This window comes from Acetobacter pasteurianus (assembly GCF_009914215.2).
Lineage (GTDB): Bacteria > Pseudomonadota > Alphaproteobacteria > Acetobacterales > Acetobacteraceae > Acetobacter > Acetobacter pasteurianus.
Genome location: NZ_CP039846.2, coordinates 2,419,554 through 2,435,875 on the forward strand (window position 1 = coordinate 2,419,554; position 16,322 = coordinate 2,435,875).

At 51.4% G+C, this 16,322-nt stretch carries 14 protein-coding genes and 1 tRNA gene; 6 read left to right on the forward strand and 9 right to left on the reverse strand.

Translation table 11 applies throughout. The annotated features are described in order from the left end of the window. Position 1: 1 nt before the first annotated feature. A complete protein-coding gene (locus FCN51_RS24715; RefSeq protein ID WP_160257125.1) occupies positions 2 to 832 on the reverse strand; it encodes a ribonuclease T2 family protein in 831 nt (276 codons plus the stop codon). A gap of 36 nt (positions 833 to 868) precedes the next feature. Continuing rightward, entirely contained in the window at positions 869 to 1,639 is a 771-nt protein-coding gene (locus FCN51_RS24720; RefSeq protein ID WP_160257126.1) for an acid phosphatase, read from the reverse strand. A gap of 148 nt (positions 1,640 to 1,787) precedes the next feature. Here FCN51_RS24720 and FCN51_RS24725 point away from each other — a divergent pair, with 148 nt between their 5' ends. Then, positions 1,788 to 2,882, forward strand: coding sequence for an NAD(P)H-dependent flavin oxidoreductase (locus FCN51_RS24725; protein ID WP_160257127.1), 1,095 nt, complete (start codon positions 1,788 to 1,790; stop codon positions 2,880 to 2,882). Here the strand turns inward: FCN51_RS24725 and FCN51_RS24730 are convergent. From FCN51_RS24730 to FCN51_RS24750, 5 genes are read right to left on the reverse strand one after another with little or no spacing between them, the layout of a single operon-like run. Continuing rightward, positions 2,877 to 3,857: an ABC transporter ATP-binding protein gene (locus FCN51_RS24730; RefSeq protein ID WP_160257128.1), complete on the reverse strand. Its 981-nt coding sequence runs from the start codon at positions 3,855 to 3,857 to the stop codon at positions 2,877 to 2,879. The genes FCN51_RS24725 and FCN51_RS24730 overlap by 6 nt on opposite strands. Then, on the reverse strand, positions 3,854 to 4,897 hold the full coding sequence (locus FCN51_RS24735; RefSeq protein WP_201762580.1) for an ABC transporter ATP-binding protein: 1,044 nt from the start codon (positions 4,895 to 4,897) through the stop codon (positions 3,854 to 3,856). Before FCN51_RS24735 ends, FCN51_RS24730 begins: the two co-directional genes overlap by 4 nt. Beyond that, the gene (locus tag FCN51_RS24740) at positions 4,887 to 5,861 is read right to left on the reverse strand and encodes an ABC transporter permease (protein WP_124306125.1); all 975 of its coding nucleotides are present in this window, start codon (positions 5,859 to 5,861) and stop codon (positions 4,887 to 4,889) included. The genes FCN51_RS24735 and FCN51_RS24740 overlap by 11 nt, the downstream gene beginning before the upstream one ends. Positions 5,862 to 5,873: 12 nt before the next feature. Then, positions 5,874 to 6,893, reverse strand: a complete 1,020-nt coding sequence (locus FCN51_RS24745) for an ABC transporter permease (protein ID WP_310256443.1) — start codon at positions 6,891 to 6,893, stop codon at positions 5,874 to 5,876. Next, entirely contained in the window at positions 6,890 to 8,551 is a 1,662-nt protein-coding gene (locus tag FCN51_RS24750) for an ABC transporter substrate-binding protein (protein ID WP_310256446.1), read from the reverse strand. Before FCN51_RS24750 ends, FCN51_RS24745 begins: the two co-directional genes overlap by 4 nt. Before the next feature lie 213 nt (positions 8,552 to 8,764). On the opposite strand from FCN51_RS24750, the gene guaB reads away from it, so the two are divergent. The 3 genes from guaB to FCN51_RS24765 all read left to right on the forward strand — a co-directional run bounded on the left by guaB (position 8,765) and on the right by FCN51_RS24765 (position 13,479). Then, complete coding sequence (guaB, locus tag FCN51_RS24755; protein ID WP_012813073.1) at positions 8,765 to 10,243, forward strand: IMP dehydrogenase; 1,479 nt, start codon at positions 8,765 to 8,767, stop codon at positions 10,241 to 10,243. A 9-nt stretch (positions 10,244 to 10,252) separates the two neighbouring features. Further along, a complete protein-coding gene (locus FCN51_RS24760) occupies positions 10,253 to 11,566 on the forward strand; it encodes an RsmB/NOP family class I SAM-dependent RNA methyltransferase (RefSeq protein WP_310256452.1) in 1,314 nt (437 codons plus the stop codon). Between the two features lie 95 nt (positions 11,567 to 11,661). Continuing rightward, complete coding sequence (locus tag FCN51_RS24765; RefSeq protein ID WP_124295566.1) at positions 11,662 to 13,479, forward strand: cation:proton antiporter; 1,818 nt, start codon at positions 11,662 to 11,664, stop codon at positions 13,477 to 13,479. Here FCN51_RS24765 and FCN51_RS24770 read toward each other — a convergent pair. Further along, on the reverse strand, positions 13,476 to 13,991 hold the full coding sequence (locus tag FCN51_RS24770) for a L,D-transpeptidase family protein (RefSeq protein ID WP_185332847.1): 516 nt from the start codon (positions 13,989 to 13,991) through the stop codon (positions 13,476 to 13,478). The genes FCN51_RS24765 and FCN51_RS24770 overlap by 4 nt on opposite strands. A 146-nt stretch (positions 13,992 to 14,137) precedes the next feature. On the opposite strand from FCN51_RS24770, the gene FCN51_RS24775 reads away from it, so the two are divergent. Further along, positions 14,138 to 14,860 (forward strand): response regulator transcription factor, encoded by a 723-nt coding sequence (locus FCN51_RS24775; protein WP_003623877.1) that lies wholly within the window; start codon positions 14,138 to 14,140, stop codon positions 14,858 to 14,860. A gap of 526 nt (positions 14,861 to 15,386) precedes the next feature. Here the strand turns inward: FCN51_RS24775 and FCN51_RS24780 are convergent. After that, a tRNA-Val gene (locus FCN51_RS24780) sits at positions 15,387 to 15,461 on the reverse strand. Positions 15,462 to 15,583: 122 nt separating this feature from the next. Here FCN51_RS24780 and FCN51_RS24785 point away from each other — a divergent pair. Beyond that, positions 15,584 to 16,315: a YoaK family protein gene (locus FCN51_RS24785; protein WP_310256470.1), complete on the forward strand. Its 732-nt coding sequence runs from the start codon at positions 15,584 to 15,586 to the stop codon at positions 16,313 to 16,315. The last annotated feature ends 7 nt before the right edge of the window (positions 16,316 to 16,322 follow it).

Genomic DNA, 16,322 nt, shown 5'->3' on the forward strand with positions numbered 1-16,322 from the left:
TTTAAGGTGCAGCCTTTGTTGGGGTGGAACTTGCTGTTCCTTTTATAGTATCCCAATTTGGCAGCAGAAAATGCGTAGGGCAGTTATCTTGTTCCCACGGGCTGCTTATAAAGGATGAGGCATGAGGGAACTCCCCAAGTTTTTCAGGCTTAAGCGTAAACCATAGTTGCGCTAAAACCATGCGCCCGGTTGAATCTTTATTGCATTGAAACTGCAAGCCTTTTTCTGGCAGCGGCCCTGTATCGGTTTGTATAAATGCTTGCAGTTCGGATTTGGAAATAACCTGTCCAATTTTGGCTGTTATCTGGGTAGATGCTGGTAAAGCTGCAAATCTGTCGCGCAATGTAGCGGCTACGGTAAAAAACTGTTCGGCGTTCATGCCAAAACAGCTCGCATGTTTGGTATATTCATGCGCCACCAGATCTGATGGAAGATGCGCAACAACGCTGGAAAGCCGTGTAGATAGGCCAGAACTTAAGGCTGGCACCGTGGGCGCAGGGATTGCATCCGCATAGATGCTACATCCTTTTTTCCACCAGATTGTCACATCCTGATGGTTTTTGATCAGATCAGATGGGCGAGAGGCCCACAAACCATGCAAACCGATAAGTGGCGTTTCTGGTTGGTCTGGTTTGCATGTGTTTTGGCCATGTAGAAGGCAAAATCCCGGCTGCCATGTTAGTGCCAGCGTATAATGTTTGAAATCTCCATGATACGGGGCCTGAATAGTTAGGGGCGCTGGTGCTTGAGCCGTGATTGGCAAGGAGTGTTGTGCGCAACCTGCCAGTGCCAATAGCAGCAGGAAAGGCAGCGCAGGTAACCGGCAACTCATGAATATCCAGACCCCAGAAGTAAAAAATGTAAGTTATTAAAAAGCGTCTTGCGCAGCCTGCTGTTCTACCGCGCAAGTTTTTGCGTCTGGTGCTGTTTTTGCATCACGCAGGGCAAGTAGTTCCTGGCGAACTTTTGCCATTTGCTCTGTAAATGCGGGTTGTTCCTGAAGTGCCGCAAACATGGCGCTTCCGTTCATGTAACCAGCCTGTACGTCGCTTTTCCAGTGCACGCCGCAGACAATACGGCTTTCACCAAATATACGGCCGCGCTGCATAATCTGTGTTGCACGATCTGGCAGAGCGCTGGCAAGAATGGATGCCGTGAGCCATCCCCATGTTGTATGTCCAGAGGGATAGGCATAGCTGTTATCAAGCCCATCTGAATGTGCTGTGCAGATGTCTTTATTTGTTCCGACAAAAGGCCTGCGCCGCTTCCAGAAGTCTTTTTCGTTTGAAACATCTTGCTCTACAGGCTGCGCGAGCGATGTGAGAAGATTAACCATTGCGGGAAGTTTTTCTGGGGCCAGATTAAACCCGGCTGCACATGAAAAATCCTTGATGACATGGGATGGGTTAAGGTTGGCGTCATTCTGGGCCAATTTCCAGCGCGCCTTATCTTTTAATCCTCGTGTTTTTTCAAAAGCCCGCAAGTCTGCCTGTTGTGCGGGTTCTTCTGCCTGTGGTGGCGGGGGCAAAAATGCACGTCCATCAGGTAGGGTAAACTGTTGTGCCTGTGCGGTATATCCAAAAAGGCTGCTCGCTAAGGAAAGGCTTGCGGCATAAAAAAAGGCGTTACGAAAACGCATAGTAACTTATTCCCACATCAATCGTCATACTGGCGCATAATTTACCTGCATTTCACAGTTTAAACTGTGACGATTGCATGAAGATCGTGAAGAATGTGTTTTGTAAAATACAGTGCCATGCTGCAAAAAAGAATAGAAAGATAAATAGATGCCAAATGACACATTTGTTGAGCAGTTAGGGCTTATCTTACCAGTTGTTCAGGCCCCTATGGCAGGAATAAGCACTGCGGAGATGGTTGTTGCCGCCAGTAATGCAGGTTTTTTAGGCTCTCTTGGTGCAGGCATGATGTCTCCAGAAGAAATGGGGGCGTCTCTTCGTCAGATTAAATCTGAAACAACAGCAGCTTTTAACGTTAACCTTTTTATTATTGATCACCTGCCTGACTATCAGCTTGATCCTGAAGATATTTTGTTTTTGCGCAATATTTATGAAAAATTGGAATTAGATTTTATATTGCCACATCAATATGCTCCATCATTTCAGGAGCAATTTGAAGTTCTGCTTCACGCCAAGCCTCCTGTTGCAAGCTTTACATTTGGCATTCTCACGCAAGAACAGGTTTCCAAGCTGCATGCCCAAGGCATTCTGGTCTGTGGCACGGCAACAACCAGTGCGGAGGCACGTGCATGGGCAGACGTTGGGGCAGATGCTGTGTGTGCTCAGGGTATAGAAGCAGGAGGGCACCGCGGCAGCTTTCTCTCTGATGGTGGAAATGGTGTAGGATTGCTTCCTCTTGTGCGGGAGATTGTAAAAGATATCTCAATTCCAGTTATTGCCGCCGGGGGCATTATGGATGGAGAAGGCATAGTAGCGGCCATAAGCATGGGCGCTGAAGCTGTGCAGATGGGTACAGCATTTCTTGGTTGTTTAGATGCAGTATTGGCTCCGGCGTATAGAAAAGCTCTTGCTCAGCATTTGCCGGCAGAAAGCACCGTGTTGACCAATATTTTTTCAGGCAGATTAGCGCGCGGCATATGCAATCAATTTATTGAAGAATATGGAAGTTCTCAGCCGCTTCCTTATCCCGTCCAGAATGCCTTAACCCAAGCGTTACGCAAGAAAGCTGCACGAGATGGCAACGCTGAGAACATGTCTTTGTGGGCTGGGCAGGGGCTTAGGCTGATACGAGATGTCTCTTTCAAAGAGTTGGCGCATATTTTACAGGATGAAATCCGTACAGCGGTGGAAAAAGTAAATGCGGCCGTATCAGTTACAATGCACTGTGGGCGTAGCGGATCATAACGGAAAATGGCAGGCTACTTCATGCCCATTGGGATGAATGGCGTGTAAAGCCGGGTCTTCCTGCTTGCAGCGTGTTTGCACGTAAGGGCAGCGTGTGTGAAAACGGCAGCCACTGGGGCGGTTAATGGGGCTGGGAACATCCCCCTGCAAAGGCACCGGGCGTGCCAACCCGGTAACAGGCCGAGGGATGGCCGCCGTAAGGGCGGCTGTATAGGGGTGCGCAGGCGTATGTAGCACGCTATCGGTATCACCAATTTCCACAATGCGCCCCAGATACATAACAGCCACTCGGTTTGATATCTGGCGCACAACAGCCAGATCATGCGCTACAAAAATGTAAGTAAGGCCCAGTTGTTTTTGTAAATCAGCAAACAGATTGATGATCTGGGCCTGAACAGAAACATCCAAAGCGGAAACCGGCTCATCTGCAATAATTAGCCGAGGGGAAAGGGCTAACGCGCGTGCAATGTTAATGCGTTGGCGTTGGCCGCCAGAAAATTCATGCGGATACCGTGCCAGTGCTGTGATGGGCAGGCTGACCAGTTCCATAAGTTCATGCAAGCGTGCCGTAATTTCGGCAGAGGAACGCTTGCGGCCTTGGGTATCCAGGTGAACCTTAAGCGGTTCTGCCAGTAAATCTCCTATTCTTCTGCGTGGATTCAGGCTGGCGTAGGAATCCTGAAAAACCATCTGCATGCGCTGGCGTAAAGGGCGCAGGGTGCGTTCAGGTAGATGCGTAATGTCACGTCCTTCAAATACAATCTGGCCGCTTGTAGCTGGTGCCAGTCTGAGCAGGCAGCGGCCTAGGGATGATTTGCCGCACCCAGATTCACCCACAACGCCCAGCACTTCCCCCGGCATCACGGAAAAGGAAACACCATCCACAGCCTTCAGTTCCTGCCTGCGGGGGAGGCGATATGTTTTATACAGATCGCGCACCTCCAGAATGGGAGATGATGTTGCAGACGTTTTCATGGTTGGAAGTGTTCCTGCGCAGTTGCATCACTCAGGCGTGGAGGCAAAGGTTTACCTTCCTGCGGCAGAACACAGGCCGCAAAATGGTCCGCCCCTGTTTGAACGTATGGTGGCAATGCTATTGTGCAGGCTGTGTGTGCGTATTGGCAGCGTGGTGAAAAAGCACATCCTGCCGGGCGGTTTTGCGGAAGTGGCGGAGAGCCCGCAATAGCTGGTAAGCGTAATGGCCGAGGACCATCCAAAGGCGGAATAGAAGCCAGAAGCCCGGCTGTATAAGGGTGAGAAGGAGATGCAAATAGGGCAGGTGTCGGCCCATATTCTGCAACACGGCCAGAATAGAGCACCATAGTATTATCGCAGGTTTCTGCCACTACGCCCATGTCATGCGTAATTAGTAAAACGGATGAGTGATGCGTATCTCGCAGGCTGCGTATCAGTTCCAGTATCTGAGCCTGCACGGTTACATCCAGCGCCGTTGTGGGTTCGTCTGCAATCAGAAGGGAAGGGTTGCACGAAAGGGCCATGGCAATCATGGCGCGCTGGCGTAAGCCTCCGGATAGTTGGTGCGGGTAGCGATTGGCTGTGCGTTCTGGGTCTGGTACCCCCATATCACCCAGTAGTTTTACAGTCCGGGCACGGGCTTGTTTGCGCGAAACACGTTCGTGGGCACGTATCTGCTCATCAATCTGCCAGCCTATTGTGTAAACAGGGGTAAAAGCTGTCATGGGATCTTGAAAGATCATGGCAATTTCTTTGCCACGCAGGCGTCGCAGCTTTTTTTGCGGCATTGCTATCAATTCCTGCCCCTGAAAGCGGACAGATCCTGTTACCTGCACACCGGGAGCATCAATCAGGCCCATAAGTGCTAAAGCCGTGACAGATTTACCCGATCCGGATTCACCCACCAGCCCCAGAATTTCCTGATGGTTCAGGGTGAAGGAAACGCCATCTACAATTGGAATCATCTGCCCACGGGCCGGAAAACTCACGCGTAGGTCGCGCACATCCAGCAGGGCTTGGGAGGACATGTCAGCGGGCATCGCGCACTCGGGGGTCAAGCAGAAGGTAGATCATATCAACTGCTGCGTTTGCCAGCACAACAAACACGGCAGAATACATGACGGTCGCCATAATAAGGGGCAGATCCAGATTGGTAAGGGCCTGATAGGTCAGGCGTCCAACGCCGGGCAGGCCAAAAACCACTTCTGTCAGCAATGCGCCCCCTCCGACCAACTGAGCAAAATCCATACCGAATAGGGATACAAAGGTGACCATAGCGGTGCGCAGTCCGTGCCGGATAAGGATACGTGCAGGCGAAAGTCCTTTGGCACGGGCCGTGCGTATAAAATCTTCTCCCGATAGTGCAACCAGGTCAGCCCGCAGCACGCGGCTGTAAACACCGATAAACAAAACCGCCAGCACAACCCACGGAATAACCAAGGCTTTGAACCAGCCCCAGGGGTTTTGGGTAAGCGGTACATAGCCCAGAGCCGGAACCCACGAAAAAAGCCAGGTATCGTGGTAACGGTTCTGCGTTATCAGGTTTGCGACTTGCCCAAGCCAGAAAACGGGTATGGAAATACCAATTAGCCCTAGCATCATCAGCGTGCGATCAATCCATGACCCTTTCAGGGCAGCGGCTAATGTGCCCATGGCAATGGAAAGCACAACCCAGATCACGGCTGCACCACATACCAAGGAAACCGTAACCGGGGCAGCGCGTGTAATTTCGGGCACCACCAGTTCGCCTCTATCTGCGTAAGAGGCCAGATCCTGCGTGATGAACAGCTTTTTCATCATAATGGCATATTGAACGGGCAAAGGGCGATCAAACCCGTATTCCTGCCGCACTTTCTGCATGGTCTGGGGTGATGCGTTTTTACCAGCAATACGGGCGGTAGGGTCTGCACCCGGTGTGGCAAAAAACACAGCAAATACTAATGCGGAAATACCAAACAGCACAAAAACTGTTTGTCCCAAGCGGCGGAGGGCGGCCATCAACATGCGGTGGGCCTCCTATTGTTCGCGGTGGCTGGCATCACGCACATCCAGCGCATCTCGCAGGCCATCGCCCAGAATGTTCAGGGCCAGCACTACGGCAATAATAGCCAGCCCCGGTGCAATGGCTACCATGGGACGCGTGTAAATAAGTCCTTCACCATCCTGAATAAGCGTACCCCAAGATGCCGCAGGGGCCTGTACGCCAATGGATAGAAACGAGAGTGCACTTTCTGCCAGCAGCGACATAGCCATGATAAGCGGCCCAAGCACAACTAGGGTGGACGTAACGTTGGGGAGAATATCTTGCAGCACAATACGCCAGCGGGGCACGCCAAGACAGCGCGCAGCCATCACAAACTCAGCCTCCCGCAACGCCATGACCCGGCCACGAATAGGGCGTGCAGCATAAGGGATATAAACCAGCGCGATAATGCAGATAGGCAGCAGCAGGTTATCAGATTCAATAACAAACGGCCCCAGATGCAACCCATCACTGACAGTGACAATGGAAAGAGAAATAGCAAATAGATATACGGGCACAGACCACATGATATCCATCATGCGGGAGAGAATAGTATCTACAATGCCACCGCAAAAACCAGCCGCTATTCCCACAGCCGCAGCCATTATGAGGCACAGAACAGCAGAACAGAATGAAATGAGCAAAGAGTTCCGGCCGCCATATAATAGCCGCGCGGCAACATCACGCCCTTGGCTATCGGCTCCCAGCATGTAGCTTCCGTGCCATGTGGGGCCAATGGGGCTAAGGCCAAGGTGCAGTGGGTTATCATTGGGCTGCATGATATCCACTTCCTGCCCACCCACCATGATGGAGCCTGCCACGTTGGAAATAAACGGATCTGTATGTGCAACGTACCGTGCGTAATAGGGTGCAAGCACGCTGGCTACAGCCAGAAACACCAAAACGGCAAAAGAAAACAGCGCAGAGCGATTGTGGCTGAGGGACCGTAGCGCCATGCGCCAAGGGCCAGGTGGTTTGGTGTCTTGCACAGGAGAGGGGGCTGGATCAGTCATGGAACCTGTAGCTGAGAAAGCAGGATTTCATCATTAAGCGTGATTATGACATTTCGTGTGCGTTTAGAAACCAGCACAACCCTTTTGGTTTGCACCAAAGGCACGGCGGGGGCTTGTGCCATCAGGGCTTTATCAGCTTGTGCCCATGCCGCATTGCTGGCTGCGCGATCTGTTAAGGCAAGTTGGGCGGCGTGGTGCATGATGTCATCAATATGTGGGTCACAAAAGCCGGACATATTGGGCGAATTGTCGGAATGTGGGTGAAAGTTGGAGCACGCAAAAAGCGTGTCCAGAAAGCTGGCGGCAGAGGGATAATCTGCATTCCATCCCCCAATGGAAATTTGCACATGGTTGTCTGAGTTCTGCACAAATGTGAAATGGATGGCAGGGCTAATGCTATGGACCGAAGCCTTGTAACCCAGATCTTCCAATATGCTCCGCAAATCCAGTGCGGTGTTATCCGATTTGCCGCCTGAAGGGGTTACAATCGTCACCCGCATGCCTTTGGTGCCACTTTCCTGCACAAGCTGGCGGGCCTTTTCCATATCCGGTTTAGCCCATTCTGGTGCCGGGTTTTGTGGAGATGCGCCAGCAGTATAGGCACAAAAGCGCTCATACCCCGGAGTGCCTTCTGGCAGAAGCTGGCACTGAGGAGATGCAACAGCGCTGCCACCATCATAAATCACCATTGCATGCCGGTTGACCGCGTAATTGAGTGCCTGCCGCACCTTGAGGGAGGTAAACGGCGGTTCATTTACATTCAGTGTCGCGTAGTAATATAGCAACGGGGTAAAGATATGCACTTGGGCCGCATATTTACTGCCAACTTCCCCTAACCGATCTAGTGGTACGTTTTCATACATCAGATCGGCTTGGCCGTTTTCCACCGCCGTTACGGAGGCTTCTGGCTCTAGCCCAAATGTTACTTCTATGTGGTCGGGAAAGCCCGCGGGCTGCGCGTCGTGCGACCATTCATGAAAGTATGGGTTGCGTTCAAAACGCATATGCGTTGTGGGGTCGTAATCTGTAATCTGATAAGGCCCCGTGCCCGGAGGGGCTGTGTTGCCCATATCATGAGGAGGCGTACTGGCGGGTAGAATGCTTGCGTGAAGCCATGCCAGATGTTCCAGAAATTCAGGATCTGGGCGGCTGAGGTGAAACGTAATGGTATTTGTTGCTGCATCTGTTTCAATACCCTCGGCCAAAGTGCAGTGGGCAGGGTCTTTCAAGCAGATATCAGCCCCTTTGATTGCACTGTAATATGGCCCTGCAGTGGGACTGCCAGCAGCAAAAATTCGCCGGAAAGAAGAGGCCACATCCGCCACGGTTAAAAGTTGCCCATTGGAGAAATGAACGCCTTTGCGCAGGGTGAGCCTATATGTCAGCCCATTATCTTCTGGCTGAGGGACGTTTTCTGCCAGATTAGGGATAACTGGCTGTGCATCAGGTCCAGCAAATTTGGGGTAGGTTAAAAGCGTGTCGTAAACAGGTGTTTCAAAAAATTTGGTGAGGCCAATATAGGATATCTGCGGGTCAAGCGTGCCTGCCGCGCTGGAAACCAGAATGCGCAGCGTACCTCCCGTTTTTGGGGCTTCTGCTGCATGCGCTGCAACAGGGGTCAGCATAAAACCCAACAGAAGAGGAAGAACACGTTTCATCCATTGTGTTATGGCCTGTATGCGGGTGTCTTTCAAACTTTCAAGCTCTGCTTTTTTACATTCACATTAAAAAAACAGACAGAAGGCGCGTGTAATGCTTGCCTTTATGCGTGCATCATCATAAGAGGGAGCGCCAATGGTCGGGTGACCTGCGGCGTAGCGTATGCTTCAGGGTAACCTGCCTTTTTGTATTTCAGCAAGGGTGCCCGCAGCATGACCTCTTCTCCCTATAGCCGTGTTACGGAAGCTCTGGCGTTTGACGATGTGCTGGTTGTGCCGGCTGCATCTGACGTTGTGCCCAGCCAGACAACCGTTCGCACGCATCTCACGCGCTCTATTGAACTTAATATCCCGCTGGTTTCCGCAGCTATGGATACGGTTACGGAAGACCAGATGGCTATTGCCATGGCCCAGCAAGGCGGCCTTGGTGTGATTCATAAAAACCTGCAGCCGGAAGAGCAGGCCGAGCAGGTTCGTCGCGTTAAGCGCTTTGAATCCGGCATGGTGGTGAACCCGGTTACCGTTGGCCCGGATCAGACACTGGCCGAAGTGCGTGATATCATGCACCGCCACGGCATTAGCGGCCTGCCCGTGGTTGAACCCGGCACGCAGAAGCTGGTGGGTATTCTTACCAACCGTGATGCTCGCTTTGCCGTAGACCCCAACCAGCCTGTTTCCGAGTTGATGACCAAGGATCGGCTGATCACGGTTAAAAACGGTGTGGATGCAGATACGGCCCGCCAGTTACTACACAAGCACCGCATTGAAAAACTGCTGGTGGTTGATGATGCAGACCGTTGCGTAGGTATCATCACTGTTAAGGATATGGATAAAGCTGTTGCCCATCCGCTGGCTATCAAGGATAGCCTGGGCCGCCTGCGCTGTGCAGCAGCAACAGGTGTGGGCGAAGATGGCTTTAACCGCGCCAAAATGCTGATTGAAGCTGGCGTGGACGTGCTGGTGGTAGATACGGCTCACGGCCATTCCGCTGGTGTTCTGGGCGCAGTTGAACGCCTGAAAGCCTTTGATGCCAATGTGCAGATTGTGGCTGGTAACGTTGCAACGCCAGAAGCCGCTCATGCTCTGATTGAAGCAGGGGCAGACTGTGTGAAAATTGGTATTGGTCCGGGTTCCATCTGCACCACACGTATTGTGGCTGGTGTGGGTGTGCCTCAGTTCTCTGCCGTTCTTGAAACCTCTCTGGCATGTAAGGAAAAAGGTATTCCTTGCATTGCAGATGGCGGTATTCGTACATCGGGAGACATCGTAAAGGCCATTGGTGCCGGTGCCGATGTGGTGATGGTGGGTTCCTTGCTTGCAGGTACGGAAGAAGCGCCGGGTGAGGTATTCCTGTATCAGGGGCGTTCCTATAAATCCTACCGCGGTATGGGCAGCCTTGGTGCTATGGCGCGTGGTTCGGCTGACCGGTATTTCCAGCAGGAAGTCAAGGATGCGCTCAAGCTGGTGCCAGAAGGTATTGAAGGCCGCGTGCCTTACAAAGGCAGCATGGCTGCTGTTATTCATCAGCTTGTGGGCGGCCTTAAAGCCGGTATGGGTTACACAGGCTCCCACGTGCTGAAGGAACTGCAAGAAGGTGCCCAGTTCCGCCGTATTACGGGTGCCGGCCTGCGTGAAAGCCATGTGCATGATGTTTCCATCACGCGTGAAGCTCCTAATTACCGTCGGGATTGATAACCACATATGACACCTTCAGCCAGGCTTGCGGCCGCCATTGATCTGCTTGCAGCAATGGAAGCCGCCCCGCGCAAACCCGCCGATGCTGTTGCCAACAGCTTTTTTAGAGAGCGGCGCTACATGGGCGGTGGAGACCGCAGAGCCATATCCGGCCTTGTGTGGGATGTTATGCGGGCGTGGCGTCGGCTTGGCTGGTGGCTGGAGCAAAAAGGGCAGGTAGCATCTGCCCGGCTCCGGGCCGGGGCGCGTCTGTTGTTCGATGGTTTCTCTCTGGCCGAAGTAGAGGAAATGTTCGAGCAGGGGCGCTTTGCCGCTGGTGCTTTAACGCGTGGGGAACTTTCTATCCTTACACCGCTTGCAGGTAAAACTCTGGATAACCCGGAAATGCCTCGGGCTGTTCGGTTGGAGCTGCCCGATTGGCTGTTGCCGCATTTGGAAGCAACGTTTGGCGACAAGCTGGAAGACGAGCTTGCAGCCATGTCTACTCCAGCACCGCTGGATTTGCGGGTGAATATTCTGCGCGGCCCCCGTAAGGAGGCGCAGCGTAGTTTGGCCTGTGAAGGCCTGCATGCTGAACCCACACCACTTTCTCCGTGGGGGCTGCGTTTGCCTGCGCGTTTGCCGGTTACAACCAGTGTGGCGTTCCGTGATGGGTTGGTGGAAATTCAGGATGAAGGCAGCCAGCTTGTTGCGGCTATAAGCGGCGTTGAGCCCCAGATGCGTGTGCTGGATTATTGCGCAGGCGCAGGAGGTAAAACGCTTGCCATGGCCATGATGATGGAAAACAAAGGCCATATTGTTGCATGCGATGTTTCTGCACCCCGGTTGGAAGGTGCTGTTAAACGCTTGCGGCGTGCAGGCGTGCATAATGTGGAACGGCACCTGCTGGTTCCCGGAGATAAGTGGGCCAAGCGTCGTGCCGGATCGTTTGATCGGGTGTTGGTAGATGCCCCGTGTAGTGGCACGGGTACATGGCGCCGGAACCCAGACGCACGTTTTCGTACTACAGAACAGGATCTGACTGAACTGCTGGAAAAACAGGCCGCCATTATGGATCGGGCTGCAGCGCTCGTTCGTGCCGGAGGGCGGATGGTGTATGCAACCTGTTCTTTGCTTCGTGCAGAAAATATGGAGCAGGTTGCGGCATTCTTGGCGCGCCATCCTGATTTCAAGCTTGTGCCTTCAGATAGCCCGGATATGCCAGAGGCATTGCGTAACGAAAGTTCCATCAGTTTAACGCCTCTGCGCGATGGCACGGATGGCTTTTTTGCTGTCGTAATGGAGCGAGCCGCACCAGAACCTGAAGCTGGTATAGAATAGGAAAATATTTTTAACTGTTCATCTTATTGGTCTTACGCATAATACTGATGCCTGGTTCATCAGGTCCTACAGACCAATAAGATAAATGGCCCCGCATGACTGAAAGCGTAATCCTTTTTGTTTTTCTCGTGCTGGGCGGCGGTATGCTGGCACAATGGACGGCTTGGCGTTTTAGGTTACCTGCCATTGTCCTGCTTTTTTCTTTAGGTTTGCTTTTGGGGCCGGGGTTGCAGATCATGCACCCCTCCGAGGTTGCAGGTAGTGCTTTCCACCAAATGGTTTCTTTGGCGGTGGCGCTTATTGTGTTTGAAGGCGGCCTCGCGCTTGATTTTCGCCAGTTAAAAGAAGCGGGTGAAGGCGTTTTGCGCCTTACGCTAGTGGCATTGCCGATCAACCTGATTTTAGGCAGCATTGCAGCCCATTATGTTGGGCGCATGGGCTGGGGACCGGCCTTTCTGTTTGGTGCCATTATTGTGGTGACGGGGCCAACGGTTGTTCTGCCCTTGTTGCGCCACGCTAAGCTCAAACCCCGTATTGCCGCTTTTCTACGGTGGGAAGCTATTCTGAATGACCCCGTAGGCGCCATTCTGGCCACATTAGTGCTGGAAGTGCTGCTCATGCAGCCGGGTGAGGGGTCCGGCACATTTTTTGTATCCATCATCCCGCATATGCTGATGAGTGCGACATTGATGATCGCTCTTGGTATTGGCACGGCATGGTGTGTGCGGTGGTTGTGTATACGGGATTTAATGCCCGACCTCCTGAAAATGCCGATACTGCTTAGCCTTGCGCTGATTTTGTACGTAATAGGCACTTTAACCATGGATGGTGCGGGGCTGATTGCCTCTACCGTATTTGGCATGGCGTTGGTTAATCTGCGTATTCCCGGCATGGCAGAAATCCAACGGATGAAAGAAGCACTGGTGGTGCTGATTGTCTCCATCCTGTTCATCATGCTGACTGCCGATCTTACACGGAGTGAGCTTGCTGGTTTGTCGTGGTCTATTGGGGCCTTAACATTGGCCGTGCTGTTTGTCGTGCGGCCTTTGGGCATTTGGTTGGCGACCATAGGTTCTAGTCTGAGCCGGGCGGAACGGCTGTTTATGGGATGGATTGCACCGCGTGGTATTGTGGCGGCAGCAGTTGCAGGTGCCGCTGGTATACGCTTGCAGGATGCGGGTTACCCCGGAGCTTCTCAGGTTATGCCGGCTGTTTTTGCCGTTATTGCCTCCACCATGATTTTGCATGGTTTTTCCCTTATTCCGCTGGGTCGGCGGTTGCATCTTACGCTTTCCAACCAACCGGCATTGGCTATTGTGGGGGCGAATGACTGGTCCACTCAGTTGGCTATGGCAGTACATGCTGTGGGCACGCCTGTTTTGTTGGTGGATAGTTCTTTGAGTGATCTGCGCGCAGCCGAGCGCGCCGGTGTGCCTGTTTTGTGTGCCGAAGTTTTATCGGAAGAAGGCACGGAAAACTTGGAGGAACGCCCGGCTGATTATCTGATTTCAGCTACGCCGGATGCCATTTACAATGGATTGGTCTGTGCGCATCTGGCGCCACACTTTGGGCGGCAGAGGGTTTATCAGGTGAGCCCGGGCATAGCGCGGCTGGACCAGTATCGTGGTTTTAGCCGGGAAGCGCGCGGAAAGGTTTTGGGGCAGCCCGCCTGGAATTTTACCGTGCTGGAAGCACTGGTGAGCCAAGGCTGGCATTTTGTTGCGATAGAAGTTTCAGAAGATAATCAGGATTACCTTCTGAGTGAAAGCAGCCATTTCCTGTTATTTCTGGTGCTTCAGAAAGGTGCGGGTATTACGATTGTTTCGGCTGAGGATGAGCCACAACCAACCCTGACACCGGGTTACGTAGCAATAGGGTTGGTTGCGCCGGAACAGATAGCCAAGCCAGCTTAACGAGGCGGATGAATGGTTATTTCTGTAGCGCCAGAGGCCAGAACAAAGCGTAGGTCGGCTTCTGTTAGCGCAACACATCCTTCAGTCGGCGTTTTGTTGGGGCGTTGCAGGTGCATGAAAATGGCAGACCCTTTGCCGGGTTCTGCCGGGCTGTCATTATAACCAATCACAACAATCAGATCATACACGCTATCTTCACGCCATAGTGTCTCATGGCGAAAGGAAGATGGCAGTTGAATGTGCTGGTTGTAGCTGAGTGATGAAGGATCATCGCACCAGCCATCCTGTGTGCTTAATGGGATCACGGGCAGGGCGGCCTGAGGCTTTATAACCCGATCAGCCCGGTAAAAGACCTGCCTGAGGGGAAAGGTGCCTAGCGGCGTTGCCAGATCTCCTTCGCGCTTATGGTGGGTTACGCCATTCTTGCCGATAATGGCGCTCATGCTTTTGTGTCTGCAATGCAGTTGTGCATCCATATTGCTGTTTACTGTTGGCCAGACGTGTATCATCATAAACAATCTTACCCCTGCTTTATGGCTTTCGCGTGAGGTTGACGTATCATGCCGGAAATTGGTTTCGATACGATTCGTTGTGTGATCGGTAAAGAAGTAGGCCAAGGCAGCCGAGCCAGAGGGCTGACATAAGGAGACGATGTTCCATGACGGGTGCGCGCCCAATTTTGGTTGTAGATGACGATCAGGTCATTCGCAGAACACTGGCAGAGCAGTTGCAGCTGGACGGAGAATTTCAGGTTCTGGAGGCGGCAACATTGGCCGAAGCTCGCCAGAAGCTGAAGGAACCAGATGCACGGTGTGATGCTATTCTGCTGGACGTAACCCTGCCGGATGGAGATGGGCGCGATTTTTGTGCAGAACTGCGCAAGGATGGCCTGCGTATGCCCGTTATCATGCTTACAGGATCAGATGATGAATCTGATATTGTGAAGGGGCTTGATGCTGGTGCCAATGATTACGTTGCCAAGCCTTTCCGTATTGCAGAGCTTCTGGCCAGATTGCGGGCACAGCTAAGACTGTTTGAAAACAGTGAAGATGCTGTGTTTTCCATTGGTCCATATACGTTCCGTCCTTCTGCCAAACTTTTGCAGGAACCAGCCAAAAACCGTCGTATTCGTTTGACGGAAAAAGAGACGGCTATTCTGAAGTTTCTTTATCGCGCAGGAACGCGCCCAGTACCCCGGCAGGTTTTGCTGAATGAGGTGTGGGGGTATAATGCAGCGGTAACAACGCATACACTGGAAACACACATTTACCGCCTGCGTCAGAAGATTGAGCCAGATCCAGCTCATGCCTCTTTGCTGGTTACAGAAGGTGGGGGGTATCGCCTTAACCCTGAACCAGAGGTTGCGACAACAGCCGTTTGATTTTTGGTAAGCTGAAGTCGTTTTAAATCCTAACGGTTTTCGTGATTTAAATGATACGAAAAAAGCCCTCCACATTGGAGGGCTTTTTTGTAGTTCAAGACACCATAATAGCGTTTATTATTTCATTATACGCAGGATTTGTTGAACAGTGGTTCAATACGGCATAATGCTATGGTGTGGGTGCGATAAGTATAGGGCATAAGAAGTATTTGATAAAATGTCTTTTTAGGTTGGGATAATAAAAGAGCGGATTTTAGAATTGTATTTTCGATAATTTCTGCCAAGGTTATTACCAAAAAGCTCTAGATCTTTGCCAAATGAAGCTACAACCAAGATAAGTTAGGCGCGGAAACGTGCTGAGAATGTCATGATTGGAACAATCTGACAGTATGGACATAATAGGTTATGCTATCGTGTGCTTTTTTGATAATGGATTATTAATTTTAGGGGAAGTCAATCGAGCTAACCCAGAATACAAGAGGTGAGCATAAATGCTCTAAAATCCGCAGAAATCTAGGAAAAACCGTGGTGGGTGCGACAGGGATTGAACCTGTGACCCCCGCCGTGTGAAGGCGATGCTCTACCGCTGAGCTACGCACCCGGTTTATGGGAGCTTAATATCTGTCCCCGAGATATTTGGCAAGGGGCTTCTCACGTAAAAAGTGTAAAAAAAACAGCGCAATGGCATTGCTTTGCATCATTAAAGCGGAGAAATTCTAGATCATGCTTTTGCGAGAAAACAGTCAGCGCAGTTTTCAGATGAACCGGCAACTTGGTAGTTCTCTTGCCGTGGTGGCTGGAGCTGTAAATGTGCTGGGCTTTCTGCAATTTGGATATTATTGCGCCAATATGACAGGCAACGCATCCAGCCTGGCCTTAAAAATAAATGGTTTAGATGTTAGAGCTGCTTTTTTGTGTTTGGCGTTAATCACAAGTTTTGTTTTGGGCGCTATTGTCTGCACCGTTTTAGTGAATATGGGGCGGCGCAAAGGGTGGGGTGCTGTATATGCTTTTAGCTTGGTGTTAGAAGCAGTTATCCTTGTGACTTTAGGTGTTAAATCTATTTGGTTTACGCAGGCTGGCGTGCCAGACGGTGCTGCTGCATTAGTTCTAAGCTTTGTTATGGGGTTACAAAACGCCACAGTAACGCGTATTTCAGGCTCCGTTGTGCGTACAACTCACGTTACCGGAATGTTGACGGACCTTGGTATAGAAATATCAGATTGGCTCGAATCTTTTTACCATCAAGTTGATGATGAATATTTGGATATTATTAAAAAACGTTTATGGCTACATGCACAAATTGTATTTTGTTTTGTTGTGGGAGGTATTCTTGGTGCCGTAGGCTACATGCATTGCCAAAAATATATTTTATTTATAGTGGCAATTATTCTTGTTGCTTTGGCAGCGCCGGGCATTTTTGAAAATGCCCGGACATCTGCTCATAAAAAGTAGTGTCAAT

Bases quoted from the DNA above. Each gene is read 5' to 3' on its own strand.
- FCN51_RS24715 (WP_160257125.1), bottom strand. From the start codon at position 832: ATGAGTTGCCGGTTACCTGCGCTGCCTTTCCTGCTGCTATTGGCACTG.
- FCN51_RS24720 (WP_160257126.1), bottom strand. From the start codon at position 1,639: ATGCGTTTTCGTAACGCCTTTTTTTATGCCGCAAGCCTTTCCTTAGCG.
- FCN51_RS24725 (WP_160257127.1), top strand. From the start codon at position 1,788: ATGCCAAATGACACATTTGTTGAGCAGTTAGGGCTTATCTTACCAGTT.
- FCN51_RS24730 (WP_160257128.1), bottom strand. From the start codon at position 3,857: ATGAAAACGTCTGCAACATCATCTCCCATTCTGGAGGTGCGCGATCTG.
- FCN51_RS24735 (WP_201762580.1), bottom strand. From the start codon at position 4,897: ATGCCCGCTGACATGTCCTCCCAAGCCCTGCTGGATGTGCGCGACCTA.
- FCN51_RS24740 (WP_124306125.1), bottom strand. From the start codon at position 5,861: ATGTTGATGGCCGCCCTCCGCCGCTTGGGACAAACAGTTTTTGTGCTG.
- FCN51_RS24745 (WP_310256443.1), bottom strand. From the start codon at position 6,893: ATGACTGATCCAGCCCCCTCTCCTGTGCAAGACACCAAACCACCTGGC.
- FCN51_RS24750 (WP_310256446.1), bottom strand. From the start codon at position 8,551: ATGAAACGTGTTCTTCCTCTTCTGTTGGGTTTTATGCTGACCCCTGTT.
- guaB (WP_012813073.1), top strand. From the start codon at position 8,765: ATGACCTCTTCTCCCTATAGCCGTGTTACGGAAGCTCTGGCGTTTGAC.
- FCN51_RS24760 (WP_310256452.1), top strand. From the start codon at position 10,253: ATGACACCTTCAGCCAGGCTTGCGGCCGCCATTGATCTGCTTGCAGCA.
- FCN51_RS24765 (WP_124295566.1), top strand. From the start codon at position 11,662: ATGACTGAAAGCGTAATCCTTTTTGTTTTTCTCGTGCTGGGCGGCGGT.
- FCN51_RS24770 (WP_185332847.1), bottom strand. From the start codon at position 13,991: ATGATGATACACGTCTGGCCAACAGTAAACAGCAATATGGATGCACAA.
- FCN51_RS24775 (WP_003623877.1), top strand. From the start codon at position 14,138: ATGACGGGTGCGCGCCCAATTTTGGTTGTAGATGACGATCAGGTCATT.
- FCN51_RS24785 (WP_310256470.1), top strand. From the start codon at position 15,584: ATGCTTTTGCGAGAAAACAGTCAGCGCAGTTTTCAGATGAACCGGCAA.